Origin of the sequence: Pseudomonas sp. AD21 (assembly GCF_002878485.1) — a bacterium.
Lineage (GTDB): Bacteria > Pseudomonadota > Gammaproteobacteria > Pseudomonadales > Pseudomonadaceae > Aquipseudomonas.
This window is the reverse complement of record NZ_NQYG01000051.1, coordinates 14819-38194: the sequence shown is the minus strand read 5'-3', so window position 1 is coordinate 38194 and position 23376 is coordinate 14819. Positions and strand designations below refer to the sequence as shown.

The 23376-nt window shown below is 58.5% G+C and carries 14 protein-coding genes; 6 read left to right on the top strand and 8 right to left on the bottom strand.

Annotated elements, in window-relative coordinates; genetic code table 11:
• On the top strand, positions 1-2907 hold a 2907-nt coding region (locus PseAD21_RS22960; protein WP_146011310.1), incomplete at its 5' end, for an autotransporter outer membrane beta-barrel domain-containing protein.
• 431 nt (positions 2908-3338) lie between these two features.
• On the opposite strand, the gene PseAD21_RS22955 is transcribed toward PseAD21_RS22960, so the two are convergent.
• From PseAD21_RS22955 to PseAD21_RS22935, 5 genes are all read right to left on the bottom strand, one after another.
• Positions 3339-4061 (bottom strand): response regulator transcription factor, encoded by a 723-nt coding sequence (locus PseAD21_RS22955; protein WP_102358030.1) that lies wholly within the window; start codon positions 4059-4061, stop codon positions 3339-3341.
• Positions 4062-4525: 464 nt separating this feature from the next.
• Positions 4526-8905, bottom strand: coding sequence for a response regulator (locus tag PseAD21_RS22950; RefSeq protein WP_102358029.1), 4380 nt, complete (start codon positions 8903-8905; stop codon positions 4526-4528).
• Positions 8906-8947: 42 nt separating this feature from the next.
• Positions 8948-10105, bottom strand: a complete 1158-nt coding sequence (locus PseAD21_RS22945) for an HD-GYP domain-containing protein (RefSeq protein ID WP_102358027.1) — start codon at positions 10103-10105, stop codon at positions 8948-8950.
• A gap of 304 nt (positions 10106-10409) precedes the next feature.
• Positions 10410-10988 (bottom strand): DUF4337 domain-containing protein, encoded by a 579-nt coding sequence (locus PseAD21_RS22940; protein ID WP_102358025.1) that lies wholly within the window; start codon positions 10986-10988, stop codon positions 10410-10412.
• Between the two features lie 161 nt (positions 10989-11149).
• Positions 11150-11611, bottom strand: coding sequence for a hypothetical protein (locus PseAD21_RS22935; RefSeq protein WP_102358024.1), 462 nt, complete (start codon positions 11609-11611; stop codon positions 11150-11152).
• 357 nt (positions 11612-11968) lie between these two features.
• On the opposite strand from PseAD21_RS22935, the gene PseAD21_RS22930 reads away from it, so the two are divergent.
• Positions 11969-14095 carry a TonB-dependent siderophore receptor gene (locus PseAD21_RS22930; RefSeq protein WP_102358022.1) on the top strand — a complete coding sequence of 709 codons (2127 nt, stop codon included), beginning with the start codon at positions 11969-11971 and terminating at the stop codon, positions 14093-14095.
• A 101-nt stretch (positions 14096-14196) separates the two neighbouring features.
• Here the strand turns inward: PseAD21_RS22930 and PseAD21_RS22925 are convergent, their stop codons facing one another.
• Positions 14197-15066, bottom strand: a complete 870-nt coding sequence (locus tag PseAD21_RS22925) for an NmrA/HSCARG family protein (RefSeq protein WP_102358021.1) — start codon at positions 15064-15066, stop codon at positions 14197-14199.
• A 32-nt stretch (positions 15067-15098) separates the two neighbouring features.
• Positions 15099-16034, bottom strand: a complete 936-nt coding sequence (locus PseAD21_RS22920; protein ID WP_102358019.1) for an NADP-dependent oxidoreductase — start codon at positions 16032-16034, stop codon at positions 15099-15101.
• Positions 16035-16136: 102 nt separating this feature from the next.
• On the opposite strand from PseAD21_RS22920, the gene PseAD21_RS22915 reads away from it, so the two are divergent.
• The 4 genes from PseAD21_RS22915 (at position 16137) to PseAD21_RS22900 (ending at position 22116) form a co-directional block, all read left to right on the top strand.
• On the top strand, positions 16137-17012 hold the full coding sequence (locus PseAD21_RS22915; RefSeq protein ID WP_102358018.1) for a LysR family transcriptional regulator: 876 nt from the start codon (positions 16137-16139) through the stop codon (positions 17010-17012).
• 270 nt (positions 17013-17282) lie between these two features.
• Complete coding sequence (locus PseAD21_RS22910; RefSeq protein ID WP_102358016.1) at positions 17283-18746, top strand: DUF1254 domain-containing protein; 1464 nt, start codon at positions 17283-17285, stop codon at positions 18744-18746.
• Between the two features lie 19 nt (positions 18747-18765).
• Entirely contained in the window at positions 18766-20256 is a 1491-nt protein-coding gene (locus tag PseAD21_RS22905) for a DUF1254 domain-containing protein (protein WP_102358015.1), read from the top strand.
• Between the two features lie 324 nt (positions 20257-20580).
• A complete protein-coding gene (locus tag PseAD21_RS22900; RefSeq protein WP_102358013.1) occupies positions 20581-22116 on the top strand; it encodes a diguanylate cyclase in 1536 nt (511 codons plus the stop codon).
• Positions 22117-22336: 220 nt separating this feature from the next.
• Here the strand turns inward: PseAD21_RS22900 and PseAD21_RS22895 are convergent, their stop codons facing one another.
• Positions 22337-23236 (bottom strand): DMT family transporter, encoded by a 900-nt coding sequence (locus tag PseAD21_RS22895; RefSeq protein ID WP_102358012.1) that lies wholly within the window; start codon positions 23234-23236, stop codon positions 22337-22339.
• Between the last annotated feature and the right edge of the window lie 140 nt (positions 23237-23376).

Below are 23376 nucleotides of genomic sequence, written 5' to 3'. Positions count from 1 at the left end.
GCCGGCACACTCGATACCCGGGGCGGGATCTTTGCACTGGGTGATGGCGACGACACCTTCGTGGTGCACGACGCCTCCGTGGTGCTGGGCACGATCGATGGCGGCGCCGGGCTGGATACCCGCGTTTACGACATCAACCTGACCGCCGACCTCGGCGAATTGGTGAACTTCGAGGGTGTGACCAAGACCGGGGCTGGCGTGCTCAACATCAACGGGCCGGGCGCGACCGATCTCCAGGAAGTCAGCGTGCTGGGTGGTACTTTGAATGTCGGCTCCGACGCCAGTGTGGTGGCGACCGCTGGCAGCACGCTTGCCACCGTAGTGGGCAGCGGTGCGACGTTAAATGTGAACGGCAGTTACGGCTGCGGCGCGGGAAATGACACGATGAGCGTGTCGGGCACCGTAAGTGGTAGTGGCACCATCGACTTGTGTGCCGGTGACGACACGTTGACCCTCAACGATGGCGCGGTGCTGAACAATGTCATCGACGGTGGTGCGAACGGTGCAGGCGACACCGTCATGTTGAACAATGCCGCGGCGATGACGTTCGATAGCAGCCATACGATCAACTTCGAGTTTCTCACCAAGGACAACGTCGGCGTTGCGACCCTGATCGGCACCAGCACCTTCTCCGGCGGGACCGCGCTCAATGCGGGCACTTTGGACGTGGCTGGCACGTTGAATACACCAACCGTCGCGCTGGGTGACAACACCACGCTGAATGTCGACGGCAGGTTGCAGGCGGTCGGTGGTACGGCGGCGACGCTCACCGGTAGCACCGGCACCAATACGGTGTCGATCGGTGCGGGTGGCACGCTGCTGGCGAGTGGCGATCTGGGCGCGGGCAACGACGTGCTGGATGTCGCCGGCACACTCGATACCCGGGGCGGGACCTTTGCACTGGGTGATGGCGACGACACGCTGATCATCCACGACGGCAGCAAAATCCTGGGTACGGTGGCTGCAGGAGCAGGTAACGACATCTTCAATGCCGACATCGCGGTGAGCGCCGACCTGGGCGCCGTGCAGAGCTTCGAAACCCTGAGCAAGACCAATGTCGGCGTGCTCAACATCAACGGCCCGTTGGGGTCGGAATTCGCCACGGTCAATGTGCTCGCCGGCACCTTGAACGTGGGCGCCAACGGCAGCGTCATGGCACAGAACACGACGGTCGCCGCCGGTGCCACGCTCGCCGTGCAGGGCAGTTACACGGGGACCGCTGCAGATGACAGCTTCACCTCGAGAGGCACCGTGCGCGGCATGCTGGACTTCGGTGCCGGTAATGACTCGGCTAGTTTCATCGGTGGCGATCTGAGCGGTCTGCGCGGTCTGGATGGGGGGGATGGCAATGACCACCTCAGTTTCAGCGGCCTGGACTTCAGTACCGGCGCTCCTGCGCTGAACAATTGGGAGCGGGTCGAATTACTCGACGGCAGCGCTTTCTCGCTGGCCAGTCCACTCGACCTGAACGGTGGTCTATTGACCATCGACAGCACTTCACGCCTGCTCGCCCGCTCCGGTGCAAGCATTGGAGGAAGCGTTCATAACGACGGCCTGATTAATGTCGGATCGCACCGTCTGGCGATCAGCGGAGACTACAGCGGTAACGGCGCCCTCGACGTGCAGGTCGCTGCGTCCGCCGGTACGTCTGGTGGGTTGGACATAGGCGGTGATGTGGTCGGTACGACACGCGTCAATTTCGCCAACGATGGTACCGAGGCCAAGCCGGGGACAACGATCCGAGTCATCGGCAGTCCCAATGACAATCCGTCAACCGCCGGAGGCTTCGTGTCGGACAAAACCGTGCGTTTAAATGGTAGTGTCCTTGCCTGGAATTTCGCTCAGGGCAAGAATGACTCGGGCTGGTATTTGAGTTCGGCCGACAAGCTGCTGTTGCCGGAGATTCCCGGCTATACAGTGGTGCCGGATATCGGCTATAGCATGACTCTGGATAACAACCGACTGCTGTTTGACCGCATGGCCGGAGGCCGTGGAGATAACCCCTACTGCAATCGCAGCGAAGAAGAACGCACGCGCATTGGTCTGGAGTGGTTCGGCACCTGCGAAGGGCTGTGGCTGGCCACCATCGGCAGTCACTTGTCGATGGAGTCGAATCCAGGGTTCGAGTTCGATGGCAACAGCACGGGACTCTATGCCGGCTATGACCACCTGTTCGTGAACGAACAGGCTTACCGTATGCGTGGTGGTCTGTTCATCGGCCAGCAGCGGGGCAATTACTCGACCACAGGCGAGAGTTCGACCGGTCAGGTGAGTGTGGGCAGATCCAACGTGGACATGGACGCACTGGCGTTTGGCGCCTATGGAAGCCTGGATTGGCAGAGCGGTACCTATGTCGACCTGAGCCTGACGGCTCTGCTTCCCGATGCGCATATCCGTTCATCCGATGGTTTCCGCGAGCAGGTGCACGGCGACATTTTGAGTCTCAGTGGACAAGTGGGGCACAGGTATCCCTTGAGCAACGGCTGGGTAGTAGAGCCACAGTTCCAGGCGAGTGCCATCCACATGCGCTGGGACGACAAGACCGACTCAAGCGGCAAGCAACTGAACATAAAGGACGATGTACTGGGGTTAGTGAGGACTGCGGTACGCGTCGAAAAGACCATCAAGACGGATGGCGGCGCGACCCTAAAGCCTTGGCTGGCCGCAGGGTTGCAGGACACCCTCGGGGAGAACTCAACAAATCTGGAAGTCACCCTGCCGGGCGGGACACGGCAGAACTTCTCCGGGCATGACCTGGGATTGAATGCAACGCTGGATGTGGGGCTGGAGGCCCAGGTAACTCAGGATCTGAGGGTGTTTGGCACGGCTTCGGTAATAGGCGTGAACCTGGGAGGCAGCGATGTCAGTCAGCAGCAGGTTACTGTCGGAGTGCGCTGGTCTTGGTAGGGGAGGCTGACGAGTTGCGAGGCTACGACATCTCTGCCCTGTAACAGTGATGGTGAAAGTGCCGAGACCTCAATGCGTTCGCGTAAGTTCTGACTACGGTCTGACACGGGTCGATAACAAAAAGAACTTACGCTTATGCGCCCCCCCAGGGCATGAAACCGGTCCGACCTTTGATCAGCCAGTCACGCTGATTGTCGCCGACGGCACCACCTGAACGTCTACGGCGACTATAGCGGCTCGGCTAACGAGGAAAGCGACGACGTGGGGCAGCAGAACACGTGGAGTGAGCGCGTTCGGGACGCGCTCATCGGAGAAAGTCTGGGCGGTGGTGATACAGATCTGCGTCAAGCCAGAGTCGGCCTGCGCGGGGTCTGGTAATCGGTTCCAGAACTATCGCGCCTCACACCAAGTGCAGAAAAGCAGCCACAGCGCTACTGCCCTCGTGACGGGTGGAAACTCTTGCGGCTGGCTGTAGAAACGTTCTGTAGTGTTCGTGTTAAGCCGCTTGGATCTGTGCAGTCGAGCGTCAGATCGTTGAGTAGATAGCCCAATCCTTGCGTAACGAGATAATTCGCCAGTTCGACACCGGCACTCAGTCCGAGTTTATTCAGGGCGTTGTATTTGTGAGCGGCGATGGTCTTGTAGTCGCGGCTCTGGCGTTTGGCTACCACTTGCAAGCATTCGCCACGGGCCAGTGACAGCAGCACATGCCACTCGAGGTCGCTGAGTGAGTACCAAGGATGCATGTGGGCGCTGCCAAGGTCGATCACCGGATCGCAAAAAACCTTCCCGGCTTTGAGCGTTTGGATGGCCTCGATGATCAGATGATATCCGCTGGATTTGCAGACGTAGGCACTAGCGCCCTGTTCCAGTGCAGCGAGCGCCAGGCATGGTGACTTATTCCCCGAAAAGATCACCACCCCGAGATTCGGCGCTTCACTCAGTGCCGCCCGTAGCATGGCAATACTTTGTCCGACGCCAGGCATAATCAGATCCAGAATGAGAAAGTCGTAATGTTTACTCGTCAAACATTTGAGCATTGCCAGACTATCGCCAGCCGCGTCGATGTGGGCTGCGTTGGGGAATGCATCCTTGAGCAACTCACTCAAGGCGTAGGTGATAATGGGCTGATCGTCTACCAACAAAAAGGCCATTTTTCTACTCCAGCCATCGTGCTGTTGGCGCTGATGGAAAATTGACCCACCCTGCCAATTGAAATTTGACCCACGGCGGATTGCTGATTTCAGCCTCAGCAATTATGGATAAGTTGAGCAACGGAACTGCTTTTGAAGCTTTACCCTTCGATCGTCCAGAACGGCGATTGAATACCAGCCACAAGTTGTCATGCATAAGGTCATCCTTTCCCTAAAATCAAAATGCTTTGTCGTCCGCCAGCTTCTAATTCTCTTACACCACCAATGCCTTGCTTCGCAGACTTTACTGACTACTAGTGAATTAACGTACTCAGGTCGGTGCCCAATCCATTGATTGCTTGGGTAAAATCCTCAGTTCTGATCTGCATTGAAGCGTTTTTCATTTTGTTTCCAAATACCTTGCCGGCTCTCGCTAGCGGCTCTTTGAGCGCCTGTCGCCATGGGTGCAGGAAATAATTCCACCCTCATTCATCCTGCAAAAGCTTCAAGGCACGGTCGAAGTCAAACCGTTCCACTTGCACCGCGACCCGTTCCAGACGTTCTGCCAACACCCGATCGAGTGGCATGTTGCGCAATCCGGCAAGTGTGTCCAAAGCCGCCGTGTCACCCTCGGCCAACAGCTCTTTGAGCCTGTTCAGTTGCGGGCTGATTGCCGAACCCTCCAGCAGGCCGTCACCGGTGGCGGTCGGTGTGTTTGCCTTGAGGTCGGCCAGAGCCGTCAGGATCGGGAGCAGGCAGTGCTCGACCTGTGTCGCCAGCGCCTTCAGCTGCGTTGCGGACTCACCGTTCTGGCAGGCCTGCTCCAGCAAAGCGCAGGCCTGAGCCAGGGCTTTGGCGCCGATGGTGCCGGCCGTGCCGCGCAAACTGTGAGCCAGCCGTTCGGCGGCGCCCACATCCGGATCGATCCGTGCGGCCTGGAATTGTTCGGTAAAGCCGGTCTGAGTGTCGCGAAACTTGCACAGCAGCCGTAAATAGAGGTCCCGCCGGCCCATGCAGGTGGCGAGACCCGCTGCCAGGTCAATGCCCTCGAGACGATCTGGCAAACCATCGGCGAAACCTGTACTCAGCAAGGTCTGAGCAGGCCGTGGCTTGATCCATTTTGCCAGGGTGGCGAACATGGCCTCGACGTTGAGGGGCTTGGAGATATGGTCGTTCATGCCACTGCTCAGTGCGCGCTCGCGGTCACCGTCCATGGCGTTGGCTGTCATCGCGATCACCGGCAAAGCGTCGAGGCTCGGCTGCTGGCGAATCCGCCGGGTGGCGGTGTAGCCATCCATTACAGGCATCTGGCAATCCATCAGCACACCGTCGAAGTTGTCATCCTCGGCCAGGATGTCCAAGGCTTCCTTGCCATGACAGGCCAGTCGCAGGCTTATTCCGACACTCTCGAGCAGCTCGCAGGCCAGTTCCTGATTCAGCTCGTTGTCTTCCACCAGCAGCAGACGCGCGCCACTCAGGCTGGCCACGGTGCCGGCATTCTGTTGCGAACGCTCGCCGGCACGGGTATCGCCCTCCGGGTCTTTACCCAGCACCACACCGATGGCCTCGAGCAGAGAGGAGGGGGTGACCGGTTTGGTCAGTACCACCGGCAACTGGATGCCCTGGCGTTCGGCTTCTTCGCGGGCTTCTTCGCGGCCGAAAGCGGTCACCATGATGACCGGCGGCGTATGCATCAGGCTGGCGGAATGCATTTTGCTCACGGCCTCCATGCCATCCATGCCGGGCATCCGCCAGTCCATCAGGACCAGATCGTAAGGCAGCGCCTTGTGCTCGGCGTCGTCCAACATGTGCAACGCCAGCCGACCACTCTGCGCGACATCCACTTCCAGGCCAAAGCTGCGCGCCATGCCCGAGAGAATTTCACGGGCACTGGCGTTGTCATCCACGACCAATAACCGCATGCCCAGCAGTTCGTTGGCCTTGAACATCCGACGCGGCTGAACGTCGTGCTGCACGCTGAGTTGTACCTGGAAATGGAACGTGGAACCGACCCCCGGCTCGCTCTCAACCCAGATTCGGCCGGCCATCAGCTCCACCAGCTTCTTCGAGATAGACAAGCCCAACCCGGTGCCCCCGTATTTGCGGGTGATCGAACTGTCCGCCTGACTGAATGACTGAAACAGGCGTGAACACTGCTCGACGGTCATGCCGATGCCCGTGTCGCGCACCCAGAAATGCAGTTGCACACTGTCCGTGTGCGTAGCCACTTCCTCCACGCCGACCACGATTTCACCGCGCTCGGTGAATTTGGCAGCGTTGTTGCCCAGGTTGATCAGCACCTGTCCCAGCCGCAGGGGATCGCCCAGCAGCGCCGTGGGCAAGTCGGGCGGGATCTGGAACAGCAACTCGAGACCCTTGTCCTCGGTCTTCAGGCCAATCATGGCAGCAAAGCTGTCGAGTACGTCCTCCAGGCGGAAAGGCGCTTGTTCGAGGCTCATCCTGCCGGCCTCGATCTTGGAGAAGTCGAGGATGTCGTTGATGATCCCCAGCAGGTTTTCCGCCGAGCGATGTACCTTTTCAATGTAGTTGCGCTGGCGTTTGTCCAGTTCGGTACGCAGTGCCAGGTGGCTCATACCGATGATGGCGTTCATCGGCGTACGGATTTCATGGCTCATGTTGGCGAGGAATTCGCTCTTGGCCAGCGTGGCTTCTTCGGCCGCAGCCCTTGCCTCTGCCAGTGCTGTCACGTCGATGTTGATGCCGGTTGCGCGCAATGGCTTACCGTCTGGCGTGCGTGAGAAGCGGTTCAGCGACCGGAGCGTGCGCACCAGCCCATCGTTTTTGCGCACGATCCGGAAGTCGAACTCGACGCGATCATCGCCACTCTGAACGGCGTTCTCGAAGGTGCTGCTGACCCGTGCCACGTCCTCGGGATGCACCAGCGCCTTCCAGTGCGCCAGCGTGCCACCGAATCCGCCAGGCTCCAGCCCGAACAGTGTTTCGAGCTGTGGCGTCCAATAGTTTGTGCCGCTGACCAGATCGACGTCGAACAGACCGATGTCACCGGACTCCTGCGCCAGGTTCAGGCGATCGCTGGCGGTCCGCAGCTTTGCCTCCATCGCCCGGCGCTCACTCACGTCGCGCACCGAGGCACACACGCAGACACCACGTCCCTCCAGACGCGGCAGGTGCGAAAGGCCGATTTCCACGGAGAACAGACTGCCGTCTTTGCGTACCCCGCTCAAATCGTCAAGATCGCCACCCATCTGCCGGGTTCCGCCGCTGGCAATGAACCCGTCGCGTAACCTGACGTGCCGCTCGCGGGCAGCCTGCGGTACCAGGCGCTCGATGCTGGCGCCAATCAGCTCGCCGGGGGCGTAGCCAAACAGGCTGTCCATTTGCGGGTTGGTCATCAGGATGCGGCCGTCGGCTCCCAGCACCAGCATGCCGTCCGGTGCCGCCTCGATGATGCCGCGGTACCAGGCCTCGGTGGCGCGCAATGCTGCCTGCTGGGCCTCCAGCTCTCTGGCCTGGTGTTCCAGCTGCAAGGCTTGCGCTCCCATTTCGTCAGCCTGGCGCCGTGTTTCCTGGAGCAACGCCTGGGCCGCCTCGCTGCGCTCCATAATGGCCATCGCACCGGCCAGCCTGGGCAGGACTTCTTGCAAGAGCAACGCCTCGTTCTCCTCCCGCGAGCGAAAGCCAGCCATTTCCACAACTCCGAGCAAGCGCTCGCCACGCAGCACCGGCTGAACCAGCAGGTGGCTGGCGGGGGCTGCGCCCAACTGCGCATGCACATGCCAGAACTGTTCGGGCAGATCCTTGAGCTGGCGGGGTTGGCGATCCAGCGCACACTGGCCGAGCAACCCTTCACCGAGCTCAAGATCAACGGGCAGTGGGTGCGCACTGTCCACCGCATAACCGCCGACCAATCGCAGACGTGATGCGCCTTCATAGAGAACGTAAAGCGCCCCCTGGCACATGCCCAACTGGGGCGCGATATGGCTGAAAAAAGCCTGGGCCAATTGTTGCGGCGTCTCGGCCTGTTGCAGATCGACTTGCAGGAGTGAGGCGTGGGTCTTCACCCAACGCTGGCGCTCAAGTTGACAAGCTTCCTGCTGCAACGTGGCGATGGCGCGCGCCAGGTCGCCGGTTTCGTTGCGAAGGTCGGTGTGAGGGATCTGACCATCCAGCTTGCCCGACGCCAATTCGTCCACGGCCACACGCACGCGGTTCAGCGGAACGCGAATGGAATAGCTGACCAGCCAGGTCAACAGCAAGGCCAGCGCCGAGCCGCCCAGCAGCAAGATGTACGTGATCGTAGTGCTGCGCTGTGCGTACTCCGCGAGGTTCTTTGCCGTATCGTGGATGTCGGTTTCCTTGTTCTTTTCAATCTGGGTGAGCAGCCCGTCGCCTCCCTGTTCCAGCTCAAGAAAATCCTTACTGTTGAGCAACATCAAGGCCTGCCCCAGGGAGCCCTTGCCGGCCAGTTCCAGCGCCTCATCGCCATCTTTTTGCAGGCGCTGCAATACCACTTCGAACTCCAGCAGGCTGCTGATACTGCTCTGTCTGCGCAGCGTTGGACGAACCTGCTCCAGCGCTTCATGGAGTCGCTCCTGGGCGGCATCCATCTGGGCTCTGGCGCTGATGCGGATGTCTGCATTGTTGGTCGCGATCGCGCGTTGCATTGCCAGCAACAGATGCGGCAACTGCACCCGAACCTCCTGCACATGCTGGATCCCCACCAGATCCTGTTGGTACAACTGCTGCATTTCATTTCTGAGTGAATACTGGGTGCGCAGGCTTTGCACGCCCAGTATCAGGATCAATATCAGCAGCGCAGCGAAGCCGATGATCAATTTACTGCGCAGAGACAGGCGCTCGAGCATCTCGAACAGTCTGTTCATAAACGGCCTCTTTAACTGGATGTGCAGAGTGATGCGCGTGGCTCAGGGAAGGTCGGCGATCCGCTCAAGCTGGGCTAACTGCCTGGCCATGTCCTGGTCGCTGTCGGCGAACCGCGCGGCAATTTCGCAGAACTGCTCGGCATTGGCGAGAAACGCGTCACAGATGTCCGGATCAAAATGCGAGCCCCGGCCTTCGCGGATGATTTCCACCGCCTGCTCATGGGGCATGCCGGGCTTGTACACGCGGCGGCTGATCAGTGCATCGTAGACATCTGCCACGGCCATTAACCGGGCGCTGATCGGGATGTCGTCGGCGACCACACCTTGCGGATAGCCACTGCCATCCCACTTTTCCTGGTGGCCGTAGGCAATTTCCTTGGCCAGCTGAAGGAAATCGACGTCTATGCCTAACTGATCCTCTGCGTGCTGGATCGCGTCGCGGCCCAATGTGGTGTGGGTCTTCATGATCTCGAACTCTTCGGCAGTGAGCCGACCCGGTTTGAGCAGGATGCGATCAGGAATGCCAATCTTGCCGATGTCATGCAGCGGTGCCGATTTGAATAGCAGTTTGATGGTTTCCTCGTCGAGGAAGTGACGGAAGCGCGGGTGCTCGCGCAGCAGTTCGGCGAGGAGTTTTATGTAGTGCTGGGTGCGGCGAATGTGGTTGCCGGTTTCGTTGTCTCGGGTTTCGGCCAGCGAGGCCATGGCGTGGATCGTGACATCCTGGATGGCGATCACCTCACGGGTACGACGTTGCACTTCCTGCTCCAGAAAATCGTTCTGATTGCGCAGGAAATCGGCAACGGCCTTGAGCTTGATCTGAGTCTCGACCCTGGCCATGAGCACCGGGGGGATGATCGGTTTGGTGATGTAATCCGCAGCGCCCAGGCTCAGGCCGCGAATCTCGTCTTCCGTGGCGGTCATCGAGGTCAGGAAAATGATCGGTATAGGGTGAATGCGAGCATCACGCTTGAGCTGCTCGGCCACGTCATAACCGGACAGGCCCGGCATCATGATGTCCAGCAGGATCAGATCGGGAAGCGGGTCAGCCTGCAGAAGACGCAAGGCTTTCTCGCCGCTGTTGGCGGCCTTGACCCGATATTTGTCCTTGAGCAACTCGGCGATCAACATCAGGTTGTCGGGAGTGTCGTCGACCACCAGAACCGTTGCCATTGGATAAACGTCCTGAATACTATCCATTGAAGTTGGCTCCCTTGCCTGACAATTAAGGAGTGGTCGCAGGTACGCCATTCACATGCTGGCAAGCGTAGCTAAAAAACCTGTAATCGCCAGGAAGAAGCCGGAGGCGCGCGGGTCTCGGGCCGGATAGCGTCGGGCAGCCTTGGACGGTCGTGACGGGGGAGCCCCGGACGCGTCCGGGGCCAGGAAAATGGCCTTTGTCTTTGGATCTGGGCCGGGCTTTCTGTTGTAGAGCGCAAGACACTCTAATGGGAATGTCCGTTTCTGGCTGTGGATGCAACCGTCGAGCGTCTGGCCACCTCGCTCAAATATGCAGCCAGGCCAGCGAACCCAGCATGACCCCCAAACCCGCAGCCCCAAAAGACACGCGCCTGAGCCATTCCTTGCGCGTCAGCAAGGTGATGGCCGCCAGTGAAATGGCGATTTGAATCGCGGTCATGGCCTGGGCCCAGCGGTGATGCTGATGCAGCATCTGCTCTGACTTCTCCTCCCATTCGTGTGCCTGTTGCTCAAGGGCTTCGGCCTTCTTGCGCGCTTCCTCTTTCTGCCCCCCGTAGCGCTGCGCCTCGGCAACATAATGGGCAGAATCCAGCCCCGGCAGATGGCTGGCCAGCTCCGACAGGTTCTGCCGGCTGGACTTGGCCTGGTAGTAGTTCCATTCGTTAGCGGCTTCGGTCTTCTGGATGGCGGCGTTGTTCTTGTCCATCGCCGCCTCACTCTCCGTGGAACCTGCCTGATAGCTCATCAAGGCACCGACAGTCGCCATGATCGCCGTCATCACCGCAATCTTACTGGCAAAGCGATCGCCTTGCGCATGGGCATGGTGGGTCGTGTGCTCAATATGTTGCTCGTGAGGGCTTGGTACTTCGAACTCTTCAGGCATGGCTGTCGAACTTTGATGAGGGAGTCGGGAGGAGCGGCATTATGAGTGGTGGCAGGTTTTTTAGACACAAGTGAGTGGTCGCGCCTGATCTTCAGTTGCTCAATACGCTACTTGATGGGGAGAACGTGAATGTTCAACAGGTATCCCGAGCGGCAGATGGGTCAGTGCGCCAATGACGGCTGTGTTGCGATCGAGACGGTGAAGATCAGAATAAACAGCACGACAAGTGTCCAGAACATCGACACGACGGTCACCATGACGACCTTGAGGCTTTGATACAGCTTTCGCAGCCAGTGGCCCTCGGGTCTTGCTTCTGACCGGGTTCCGAGTACGCCTTTCAAATAGAAGCCTAGGAGGGCAAGCAGTGCGCCATCGATCAATAACGCAGGCAGGCCGGCTTCGGGAAAAATGCTTCCCCAGCGATAGAATGGCGACCGGCTCAGGAACACCACATAACAAGTGAGGCCGCCGTAGGGGACGGCTCTCCACCACTTGCCCGCCAGCGCCCCGACCATCAGGCACATAATCACCATGAACGGGTTGAGGAGAATATTGACCATCCACTCCAGTACGTTGGGGAAGTAGCCCGGGGAATGGATGCTGCGCCAGATGTGTTCCAACATTGTTCAGGTTCCTGCCTTCTATGGAGTAAGTGCTGCTTCCGTGCTTGCGTGCCGCTGCACGGTATCGGCATCTCGTCGGCTTACATAAGTCCTGTTGTGTAAATCAGGGCCTGAACGAAAAGTCGCACATGTCCGGTTGGTGAAGGTGGATCGAAATTTGCGCAGGCCACTGAGGGGCTTTCGGGCAGCACATGGAACTGTACGGGGAAGGGCACTTGGCAACGGTGTCGCGACTGTCAATGACAAACGGGGATAATGGGAATTTGTGTTAATTGCGAATGGTTGTGTATAGCATGCGCGGAAGTTTTTGGCGGTTTCACTCCCTGTATTGGCCTATTCGTAAAGGTTGCTCTCTCCATGCGTCGAACCCTGCTTTCCATTTGTGTCCTGCAAGCGTTGTCGCCTGCCTCATGGGCTGAACAAACAGAGGGATCGCCCTCAACGCTCGAGCTGGACGCAACCGATGTGATCGGTACTGCGAATTACGAAAGGGCGGACGGGCCGGTGCAGGGTTATCGGGCGACGCGCTCGGCCAGCGCCACACGTACCGACACATCGATCCACGAAACCCCGCAATCGATCAGTGTGGTCTCGAAGGATGTGGTCGAGGATCTGGGCGCCACTCGTTTGCAGGACGCACTGGACTACGCCGGGGGTGTGGGACGGGCGAACAATTTTGGTGGCCAGGGCCTGACCACGTTCACCGTGCGTGGCTTCACCACCGGCGAGTTTTATCGCAACGGTTTTCCGATCAACCGTGGCTACCCGAACATGCCGGATGCCAACACGATTGAGCGCCTCGAAGTGCTGCGCGGCCCGGCCACCATGCTCTACGGTCGAGGTGATCCTGGCGGCACCTTCAACGTGGTTTCCAAACAGCCGTTGCCCGAGCGCTCCGTCACCCTGGGCAGTCAACTCAACGATCAGGGCATGAAGCGTGGCACGCTGGATGCTTCCGGCCCGCTCGATGATGAGGGGCGCCTGGCCTATAGACTGAACGTAGTGGGCGAGGGCGGCGACACCTTCCGTGATCATGTCGAAACTGAGCGCTACGGCATCGCGCCGGTGCTCACCTGGCAGGCAACCGATGCGACCAGGCTGATTTTCGAAGGCGATTTCATGCGTAACAACGCACCTCTGGATCGAGGCGTTACCCGTTACGCGAAACAGACGGGTACCGCCTCTCGCGACAGTTTTTTTGGCGAAAAAGACGCTGGAAAGCTGCATAACGACAACAACATGGCGCAACTGCGTTTCGAGCACATGCTCAACGACGACTGGACGCTGGGGGGCGGCTTCCAGTGGCTCGATGGTTCGCTCAAGGGCAACGCAGTCGAGGCCAACGGTATTGCCGCGGACGGCCGCACCCTGGGTCGCAACTTCAACTATCGCAAGCTGGAGTGGACCGACAAGGATACCCAGCTCAATCTGACCGGCCATTTCGAGACCGCTGGATTGCAGCACACGTTGCTCACCGGCATCGAGTATGAGGATTACGACTACAAGTCGATCATTCAACGCTCCAGTGGTGCTGTCAGTGCGTACCCGATCGACATCTTCGATCCGGTGTACGGCCAGCCGCGTCCGGCGCTCACCCGCACGCCGACCGACGATAAGGAAAACCTCAAGACGTATGCCGCGTTCGTGCAGGATCAAGTGGCATTGACCGACAAATTGAAGGTGCTGGCCGGGGCACGTTTCGAACGCTTCGAACATGACTACGAAACCTATGTGCCCGGCGCCAAGAGTTGGCAGGCAAGTGACAACGCGGTGACTCCGCGCATCGGCGTGACCTACGACCTGACCGAGACCTTGGCGGTCTATGCCGATACCGCGCGCTCTTTCAAGCCGAACACCGGCGCCAGTCGCCAAGGTGGAGGGTTCGAGCCGGAGAAGGGCAAGTCTTACGAAATGGGTATCAAGTGGGAAGCGCTGGATCAGCAGTTGAGTGTCGATGCGGCGGTCTATCAGATCGAAAAACGTAACGTGTTGACCACCGACCCTGTTGATTCGACCTTCAGCGTTGCGGCCGGTGAGGTGCGCAGCCGTGGTTTCGACGTCAACGTTGCCGGCAACCTCACGCCCGAATGGCGCGTGATTGGCGGCTACGCCTATGTCGATGCCGAAGTGACCAAGGACAACGTGCTGCGCTCTGGTACGCGGTTGCTGAACATCCCGAAAAACAGCTTCAGCCTGCTGAATATGTATGAGTTCCAGGACGGAACCCTCAAGGGGGTGGGCCTGGGCACCGGCCTCAAATACGTTGACGAGCGCGCCGGACAAACCGCCAACACCGCGTTTTCGATGGGCAGCTACACCGTTGTCGACTTGCTGAGCTTCTACAAGATCAACGACAAGGTGCGACTCAATCTCGACGTGAAAAACCTGTTTGACCGCGATTATGAAGAGGGCGCATTCGGCAACGTCTATGCCTATCCGGGGGCGCCGCGAACCGTGCAGGTCGGTGTTTCTTACACCTTGTAGTGCGATCTGCTGGCGCCCGCCGAACCTGCCTCGATAACGCGCGAGGTGAGGCGGTGTGCGCCAGCAGGACTGCTCAAGCGTCGCCCTCTCGGTATGGCGGTTTATGCCTCGGAAACGGCCTCGCGCACAAAGTCTTCATAGGTGCGCAGTGGGTGCCCCATGAGGGTCTGCAGCCGTTCTACAGTTCCCTCAACTGACTGCATGCCGAAGGTCTGGATACCCGACATCATCAGGCGCATGTCATAAGCCAGCCAGGTGGGGCCATACGAAGCCAGCTGTGCTTCGAAAGCTGCCACGTCATCACCCCCATAGGCGATCTCGCGGCCCAGAGCCGCACTCCAGATTTTCGCCACTGACGCACCGGTAAGCGCGTGCGGCCCAACCAGTTCCAGCGTTTCACGACGCAGCGCAGAGGGGGCCTTATCGCGTCGCAGCAGTTCTGCGACCGCGACATCAGCGATATCGCGCGCGTCAATCATCGACACGCCCGCCGCGCCGATCGGCATTGGGTAAACCGAGTAGTTCTGAATAGTCTGTTGGACCATGCGGTCGTTTTGCATGAAGTAAGCCGGACGCAGAATCGTGGCAGGCATGTCCAGACTCTCGATCATGCGTTCAACCGTATGTTTGCCGGTGAAGTGCGGGACATTGGTGAATTTGTCGGCATGGATCACCGACAGATAAACGATGCGTTCGATACCCGCCTCACGAGCCAGATTCAGCGTGATGAGGGCTTGAGTGACCTCGTCGGGCGTCACGGCATTGAGCAGGAACAGGCTACGCACCGACGCGAGCGCAACGCGCATCGACGCTACGTCGGTGAGGTCTGCGACAACTTCAGTGACACCAGCCGGAAACTCCCGCTTACCCGCTTGGCGCACCAGGGCTTTGACCTCGGCGCCCGCGCCAGCAAGGCCTTGAGTGATCAGTGAACCAATGGTGCCGGTGGCGCCAATAACCAGAATGCTCATGTTTGAAACTCCTGCATGGGATTTAGAGTGGATCAGCGAGTGAAATCCGCAACAACCTTGCCCGTCCGTGAAACGGTGCGATTGCGTTCGATCGCCCTGGGAATATCAGAAAAACCAACTACGTCGCCGATCCTCGATTGAAGCGTGCCGTTGGCGACTTCCCTGGCCAGTTGCTCCAGCAATTGAGGATCAGGCTTGTTCATGAACCAGAGGCCACGGCGATCCGTCGGCGTCCGGGCAAGAATTTCGGGAGATGACGTGCCGACAATCACACCGTCCGGCGCCAACACCTGCCACGACCGATCCAGCACCTCACCACCGACGTAGTCGAGCACCAGCGCAATATTCCGGACGATGTTTTCGAAACGTTGAGAGTGGTAGTCAAAGACAAAATCGGCGCCGAGGCTTCGCACGTAATCCAGGTCCGCAGCGCCCGCCGTTGCAAAGACCTCGGCGCCTGCCCGCTTGGCATACTGCACGGCATAAGCGCCTAGCCCACCTGCGGCGCCATGAATCAGGACTCGCTGACCCGCGAGGATCGGCCCCGCGTGATGAAGACTGTTCCACGCCGCAACGGCTGCCACAGGCATGGCGGCCGCATGGACGTCGTCCAGAGCCTCAGGCGTCAGAGAAAGACTCGCTTCGTTGACAGTCACGAATTCAGCGTAAGCGCCCAATGCGCCCATCGCTCCCATGACACGGTCGCCAACATTGAAACGAGAGGCGCCGGGCCCCACCGCATCAATCACTCCGGCCATCTCGGCGCCCAGTACGATGGGCAATGGCAGTGCGAATGCATTGCGCACAAGACCTTCGCGAACCTTCCAGTCGATGCCATTGACGCCCGCGGCCCGAACCCGAACCAGAACCTGGCCTTGCTCGGGTGCCGGTTTCTCGATCTCGGAAATTCTTGCGGCTTGCGCACCACCGTAGTCGCGTATCAATACAGCACGTTGAAGGGTGTTCATGGCAATTCCTCATATCGTGTTCCGATGACGAGAAATTAACCTGTTGCACATGCAAAACGAAGACAGCAAAATTAATACGCCTCGTTTCATATATGGAACACCATGAACCTTAATGCGCTGATTGATTTCATCCTCGTCGCCACCAATGAGGGGTTGGGAAAAGCAAGCCGTGCGAGCGGTATTTCCAAAGCCACGTTGTCGCGCCGAATCTGCGATCTTGAAGATCAACTGGGCGTGAGGCTGGTAGAGCGCAGCGCACGTGGTCTGAAGCTGACCGACGCGGGTGAGGCGCTGATGTCTCGAACCGAAGGCCCGCTGAGTGAAGTGACCGATGCCATGGCAGCAGCACGTGAGGGCGTTTCAACGCCTCGCGGACGCCTGCGAGTCGCGCCCCCGATTCTGTTCTCGCAGCTCGCAATGGGACGTATCGGCGCCGAGTTCTGTGCGGCCTATCCGGAGGTATTCATCGAGGTTGTGTCGGAAGATCGCAGGGTGGATCTGGTGGAAGAGCAATTTGACGTCGCCATTCGAATCAACCCAAGCCCGGACAGCAGCCTGGTCGGACGGTGCTTCGCCAAGGACCGGCTGATAGTGGTGGCGGCGCCTCAAATTCTCAGGCCGATGGCCGGCGCGATCAGACCCGTTCCCGCTATCGTGACGTCGGCTTTCCAGCCAACGCAATGGAGTCTTGATGGCGGGCAGTTGGTCTTGGAGCCGATCCCGAAGATGCGATTCTCTTCGCTACTGATGGTCCGCGATGCAGCTATCGCCGGTGGCGGTGCCGCTCTAATCCCCCAGTCCATCGCCTGGAACCAGCTCGCTCGTGGCGACTTGGTTCAGTGGGGAACGGTGTCAGGCGTAGAGCCAGCGCTTTGGGTGTTGCACACTTCCAGGCGGCTCGCGGCGCCAAAGGTTCGCGCATTCGTCGACTTCATATGTGACAAATATTCAGACATGTCGCTTGTTCTAAGGGGATAGGCATTATTTAAGCCCCGCCGTATAGGGGCGTAACAGGCACTCGCGAGTGGCCGCTTCTGGCCGATATGACCTCACCAGACGTGCTTCCAATGTCAGGCGAGTTTCCCCTCACGAACTCCACCGCTGAATCTGCACAACTTCAAGTGCTCGGCTCAGCAGCGATCATCAGTCGATAAATCAATTCAGGCGCTCAAGCGTTACATCGCAAAACCTGGGCTATCTTTTCTGCGACTCACCTGCAAAGGGTGATCCCTCGAGTAAGGATGCTTTATGAATCTATTGGCCCATCGCCTGAACCTGCTCACTCTGACATTGATTGGTGCACTGGCAACGACATCCCTGATGGTGCCGCAAAGCCACGCTGCCCAAGCTTCAGTCAGTGGCCCTGTCGCCGGCACCAAGGTCACCGAACCCTATGTACGCATGATGGCGCGCGAAGCGTATTTCTGGGGTTGGCCGATGGCCAATATTTTCAATCGTCGCCAAGCGTTCAAGGACTTGCCTGAACCTGGCTTGCTGGGGGGCATCGTCCCGGTAGCGCCGATCAACCGGCTATCGATGCTCAGCGATTACATTGATCCGGCCGAGCGTCTGGTTGCATGCCCGAATCAGGACGTGGTTTACGGCGCGGCCAGCATCGCACTGGATCTGGAACCGGTGGTGCTGCAAGTACCTGACTTCGGCAGCCGCTTCTGGGTGTATCAGGTGGTGGACCTGCGCTCCGACAGTTTTGCCGAACTCGGCAAAATGTACGGGACCAAGCCCGGCTTCTACCTGCTGGTGGGCCCGGACTGGAACGGCAAAGTCCCGGCCGGCATCAGTCAGGTCTTCCGCGCACGGACCAACACCGGTTTTGTCATTCCCCGTGTGTTTCAGGACGATACCGCGGCTGACCGTGCTGCGATCCAGCCATCGCTGTCCGGGGTGGACATGTACCCGCTGTCGCAATACGACGGTAAGGCCAAACACCGCGACTGGGCCAAACTGCCGAAATTCCCGGCGCAGGCCGCAGGCAGTGGTGAAACCAAATGGGTGATGCCGGAGAAATTCTTCGACGAACTGCCCGCGCTGCTCAAGGACGCCAAGCCGTTGCCGGGCGAGGAGGCCCGCTATGCACAAATGGCCGCTCTCGCCACCCTCGCCAAGACTGATCCACAACTCAAGGCCGCCATGATTGATGAGGCGAAAAAGGCCGACAGTGAAGTCATCGACCCGCTGCTGCAGTTCCGTAACTATGGCCTGCAACTGCCGGACCACTGGAGCACCATCAGCAACGGCGCGGCGTTCGGCACTGACTACTTCAGTCGTACCGCCGTGGCGCGGTCGAACATCTTCGTCAACCCGCAGAAAGAGACCAAGTACTTTTATCAGGACCTGGACAAGACCGGCACGCGCCTCAACGGGCAGAACGGCTACACCGTGACGTTTGCCAAAGGTCAGTTGCCACCGGTCAAAGGTTTCTGGTCACTGACGCTGTACAACGAGCAACACTTCTTCTCGCCGAATGAGCTCAAACGCTACTCCATCGGCACCAAGAACAAATCGCTGCAACCCAACCCTGACGGCTCGTTGACGATCTACGTGCAGAACGGTTCGCCGGGCAAGGACAAGGAAAGCAATTGGCTGCCAACACCGAAAGGCGCCGACTTCTCGCTGTACATCCGCGCTTATTGGCCAGAGACCGCAGCGCTGAATGGAAAGTGGGTACCGCCAGCCGTCGTAAAAGCCAACTGACCGGAACAGGATGTTCGTCATGAACACATACGCAAAAACCATCACGGCGTTAGGTCTGGCTGTTTCGATCAGCGCCAGTGCCCAGGCCAACACCCACTATGAGCAATTGGCCGACCTGCCATTCGCCGGCGGTTACCCGACGCTCGAAGGCGTGGCGCAACTGCAGAACGAGTTGCTGTTCCAGCGCGCCGTGCAGTCGTACATCTGGGCGTTGCCGGCGCTGAACATGTACGCGATGAAGGAAGGTTCGGAAAAAACCTTCGGTGCCGGTTACAACGTGCTGCCGATCTGGAAGGATCGACTCAACGCCAGGACCCGGGTCACTACGCCAAACTCCGATGTGATCTACGCCATGGGCTATCTCGATCTCAAGCAGGACGGCCCGATGGTGATCGAGGTGCCACCGGGCTTGCAGGGCATTCTGGATGACTTCTTCCAGCGGCCGATCTGTTCCGAAGGACCGATAGAAGGGCGCCAGTGGTGCGGCGACGTGGGGCTGCCGGGGCCGGACAAAGGCAAAGGGGCCAAATACCTGGTGCTGCCGCCGGACTACAAGGGCGAGGTGCCGCCGGGTTATCTGACTTATCGTTCGCGCACATACGGGGTGTTCGTGTTCTGGCGCGGATTTTTCAAGGACCCGAAACAGCTGCAAGCCCCAGTGGCGGTCATGGAGCAGACGCGTATTTATCCGTTGGGCAAGCAGGCCACGGCCAAGGCGATGGTGTTTCCCAACGCCTCGAAAACGCCGGTCAACATGCTCTACCCAACTGATGGCAGTGCGTTCGATATGTTGTCGCGGTTCATCGACCACGAATACGTTGACCCGCAAGACATGGAAATGCGCGGCATGCTCGCCGCACTGGGGATCGTCAAAGGCAAACCGTTCAAGCCGGAACCTGCCGCCCGCGACCTGCTCGACAAGGCTGCGAAAACCGCGAGCAAGATCGGCCACGCCATTTCCTACACACCGCAAACCATTGTCGCCAATGGCACCTGGTATCCGGATCGCAAGTGGTTAAACGTATTCCCCGGCAATGCAACGTTTACTGCCGACACCTTTAATTACATCGACCCGCGCACCGGTTTCTTCACCAATGCCTACTCTGCAAGCCCGGGCATGGCGATAAACATGGAAAACGTCGGAGCCAAGTACCCGGCCACTTTCGTCGATTCCAAGGGGAACTTCCTTTCCGGCAGCGACAGCTACACGCTGAACCTGCCCAAGGGCATTCCCGCGGCACTCTTCTGGTCGGTCACGGCGTATGACTCGGTCACGGCATCAGGCCTGGACAATGGCCAACCGTTCCCGTCGCTGAACACCATGGACAACCCCGTCACCAACGCCGACGGCTCAATTGACGTGCACTTCGCCCCGACTTCTCCAGGCGCCGGTAAAAACTGGATCAAAACCCTGCCGGGTGAAGGCTACTTCGTGATTCTGCGATTGTATGGTCCGACCAAAGCGTTCTTTGACAAGGCCTGGAAACCGGGGGACTTGATCAAACAATGATCCGGGATTCTTCTGAAGACATGAGTGAATCGGTGCATTCATGTCTTCAACATTCCTGACCGACCGCTTCTGGCCGAAGACTGCCAGACTGGCTGACCTATGCCTGCCGGACGAAGACTGCGGAGGATCGGCGAAGGTGTCTATAAGGTTCGCAGACCGATTTGCCACGACAGCACTGGATTTGAACCGTTAACTGCTTGGAATCCTTCATATAAACCCCTTGCTCTAACACCTTGTTCATAAAGATAACGACAAGCGTGCCGATACTCCAAAAGCACTTCAGGTCACTGCACACTGTTTTTGGCGATGAGCAAGGAACACAACATGATGTCTACTCGTCAGAACGCTCTCAAAGCATCAGACGTGACCCTTTGCGGTCTGGTGTGCCTGGCAGGGGTGGCCGTCACATTCTTGGTACTGACGCTATTCGAAAGGTCAGAGCAGCGTACCGTCAGCGTTGCTTTTCAGCTGGAGGTCGACGAAAGATTCAGTCGCCTGCAACGACGCTTTAATACTCAGGTCCTGAAACTGGACGTTGTGAGGCGTTTCTTTATCAACGCCGACGATGTCACTGAAAAGGAGTTTCTGGGATTCGTTACGCCTCTGGTTGAAGAGGACGAAGCCTGTAGCTGGGTACCCAGGATTATCGAGAAGGATCTCCAGGCGTTTCGCGCCACGGCGCTTCGCAACGGCACCGGTGATTTTTCATATCATGAAATCAACCCCGTCACCGGCGAAAGAGTCCCCCTCAGCAGCCGGCCGGAACACTGGATATTGCTCTACATATTGAAGCGCGATGACGTAAAGGTCATACCCGGCATGGATGTTCTGGCTCGCCCGGGTCGCCAGGCCTTGATGAGCAAGGCACGAGAAACGCGGCAAATAGTTGTGTCGGAACCATTGAAAATGACCAATGGGCAGTCGGGGATTTTCTTTGTCGCACCGGTATTCCGGGAGTCCCCTGAGGTTGCATTGAACGATGACAACTTGCAGGGGTTCGTTGTCTCTACCGTACGCTTGGCTTCTTTGATGGAACAAGGCATTCCATTGCCAAGTCTGCAACGACTGAACGTGACGCTTTCATTGATCGACACGCAGCATCAAGGGGAAACCATTTATCAGAGCTCGGCCCCTGCTGCCCCTTCAACGCTGTATGCGCAGCGGCTGCTGAAAGTAGCCGACCAGAATTACCTGATCCAGTTCAGACCCAGCTCAACCTTTCTGGTCGCCAACAGCTACGCACTGTCCATCAGCCTGATTATCGTGTTCGGAGCAGGGTTGACGCTGCTGCTGACCTTGATGGTGTACTTGCTGATTACACAGCGCTCCCGCGCGCTCTCGCTGGTTGATGAACGCACGCAAGACTTGCGTTTGTTGAACATTACCGATCACCTGACCGGCGTCTATAACCGCCGATACTTCGAAGAGTTGATGGAACGCCTGCTCATCGAGGCTAGCGTGCAACACCGCTCTCTGTCGCTGATCATGTTTGACGTCGATCACTTCAAACAGATCAACGACCGCTGGGGCCATCAGTGTGGTGATAACGTTCTGAAGTCGTTGTGCACACGAATACGTTCGGCAACGCGCAAAACCGATCTACTGTGCAGAACAGGCGGAGAAGAGTTTGCATTGATCTGCCCGGATACCCAACTGAACGATACAAGGCTGCTGGCAGAAAAACTTCGAGCGCTGATAAGCACTCTGCCATTTGATGATATTGGACAGGCGACTTGTAGCTTCGGCGTTGCGACGTGGATTCCATCAGAATCGTTTGACGCCTTCATTCGGCGTGCCGATACCGCGATGTACAGTGCTAAATCAAGTGGTAGAGATCAAGTCCAGCTTGCCGCTGTGTAGCAGACCAGGCTACCTGGGTGTCACGGCGCAAAAGCCGGCTCGACAACTTCGCAGCCGCGCTCTGCCTCCAGGTCATCACCCCATTGTGCTGCACGCCCCTGGTAATGAGCGGCAGACGACCCGAATCTGCCCTTCGGGGAAGGGCTGAAATCGGCCAGTGGTCGGTCGCTCAAAACACTTGAAAAACTACTGATTGCTAAAGTCAGGGTTCGAAAACAGCTCACTCGGTCGAAGGCACGGCTGCTTTGCTGCCCAAGCGGATGAGTTCATTGGAGAAACACAGGCCGATGATGATCAGTGCCGCTCCTGCGTACAGGCTTTCGCGCGGTACTTCGTTGAGCGCCACAAACGCCAGCAACGCGGCGAACAGTGGCTCGGGCAGCTCCAGCGCTTGCACTTGGGATGGCTTGAGATACTCGATGGCCTTGGTGGTGCAGAAGAAGCCCAGGATCGTCGGCAACGTGGCCAGCGCCAGTAGCGCGGCGATCGCCAGCGGTGACAACTCGCCCATCGCGAAACCATCGGCGGCAGCTGGCATCAGCAAGTACAGGCTGCCAAAGAACAACAATTGTCGGGTGAAGTGCAGCCCTCCCGAAACCCCCATACGCTTCATCGCAACCGAAAAGGCCCCATAACCGGAGCCAGCCACGGAGGCGAGGGCAGCACCTTGCAGGGTAAAGCCCTGCTGCAGGTCGCCGCCGAAGATCACCGAGATTCCGGCGATAGCCAGAGCGGCACCCACGGTAGCGTTCGCGGTGATGGCATCCTTGAGGAAAATGCGCCCCAGAATGATCGAGGAAATCGAGGCACTGGCCATCAGCACCACCACCACACCTGCTGCAGCATAGTGTCGATAGGCGGATGTTTCGAAATGGAACAGCACAAAGATGCCAAGGAATGCGCAGATAGCCGCCTGAGTCCATTTGGTCGACGCCACCGGGCGCTTGAGAAAAAACAATAGGGTCGAGAGAAGCACGCAACCCAGTACCGTCTTGATGAGAGCGACACTGCTGGCGGTGAAACCATTACTCATGAGTATTTTGCTGAGTACACCGATCGTTGCGTTCAGTGCCGCAGCGCAGAGTGCAAATATGACGCCTTTGCTGAAAGTGGATTGCATTGATGACGATCCCTGTCGCTGAATGGTCGTTCGATAGAATGCCGCCCTGTATCGACGGCGCCAAGTTTGAGGATATGAAGATCCCAGTAACCCTAATGCCGATCAGTTAAGCGAACTCAATGCTCAAAGCAACGAAGATC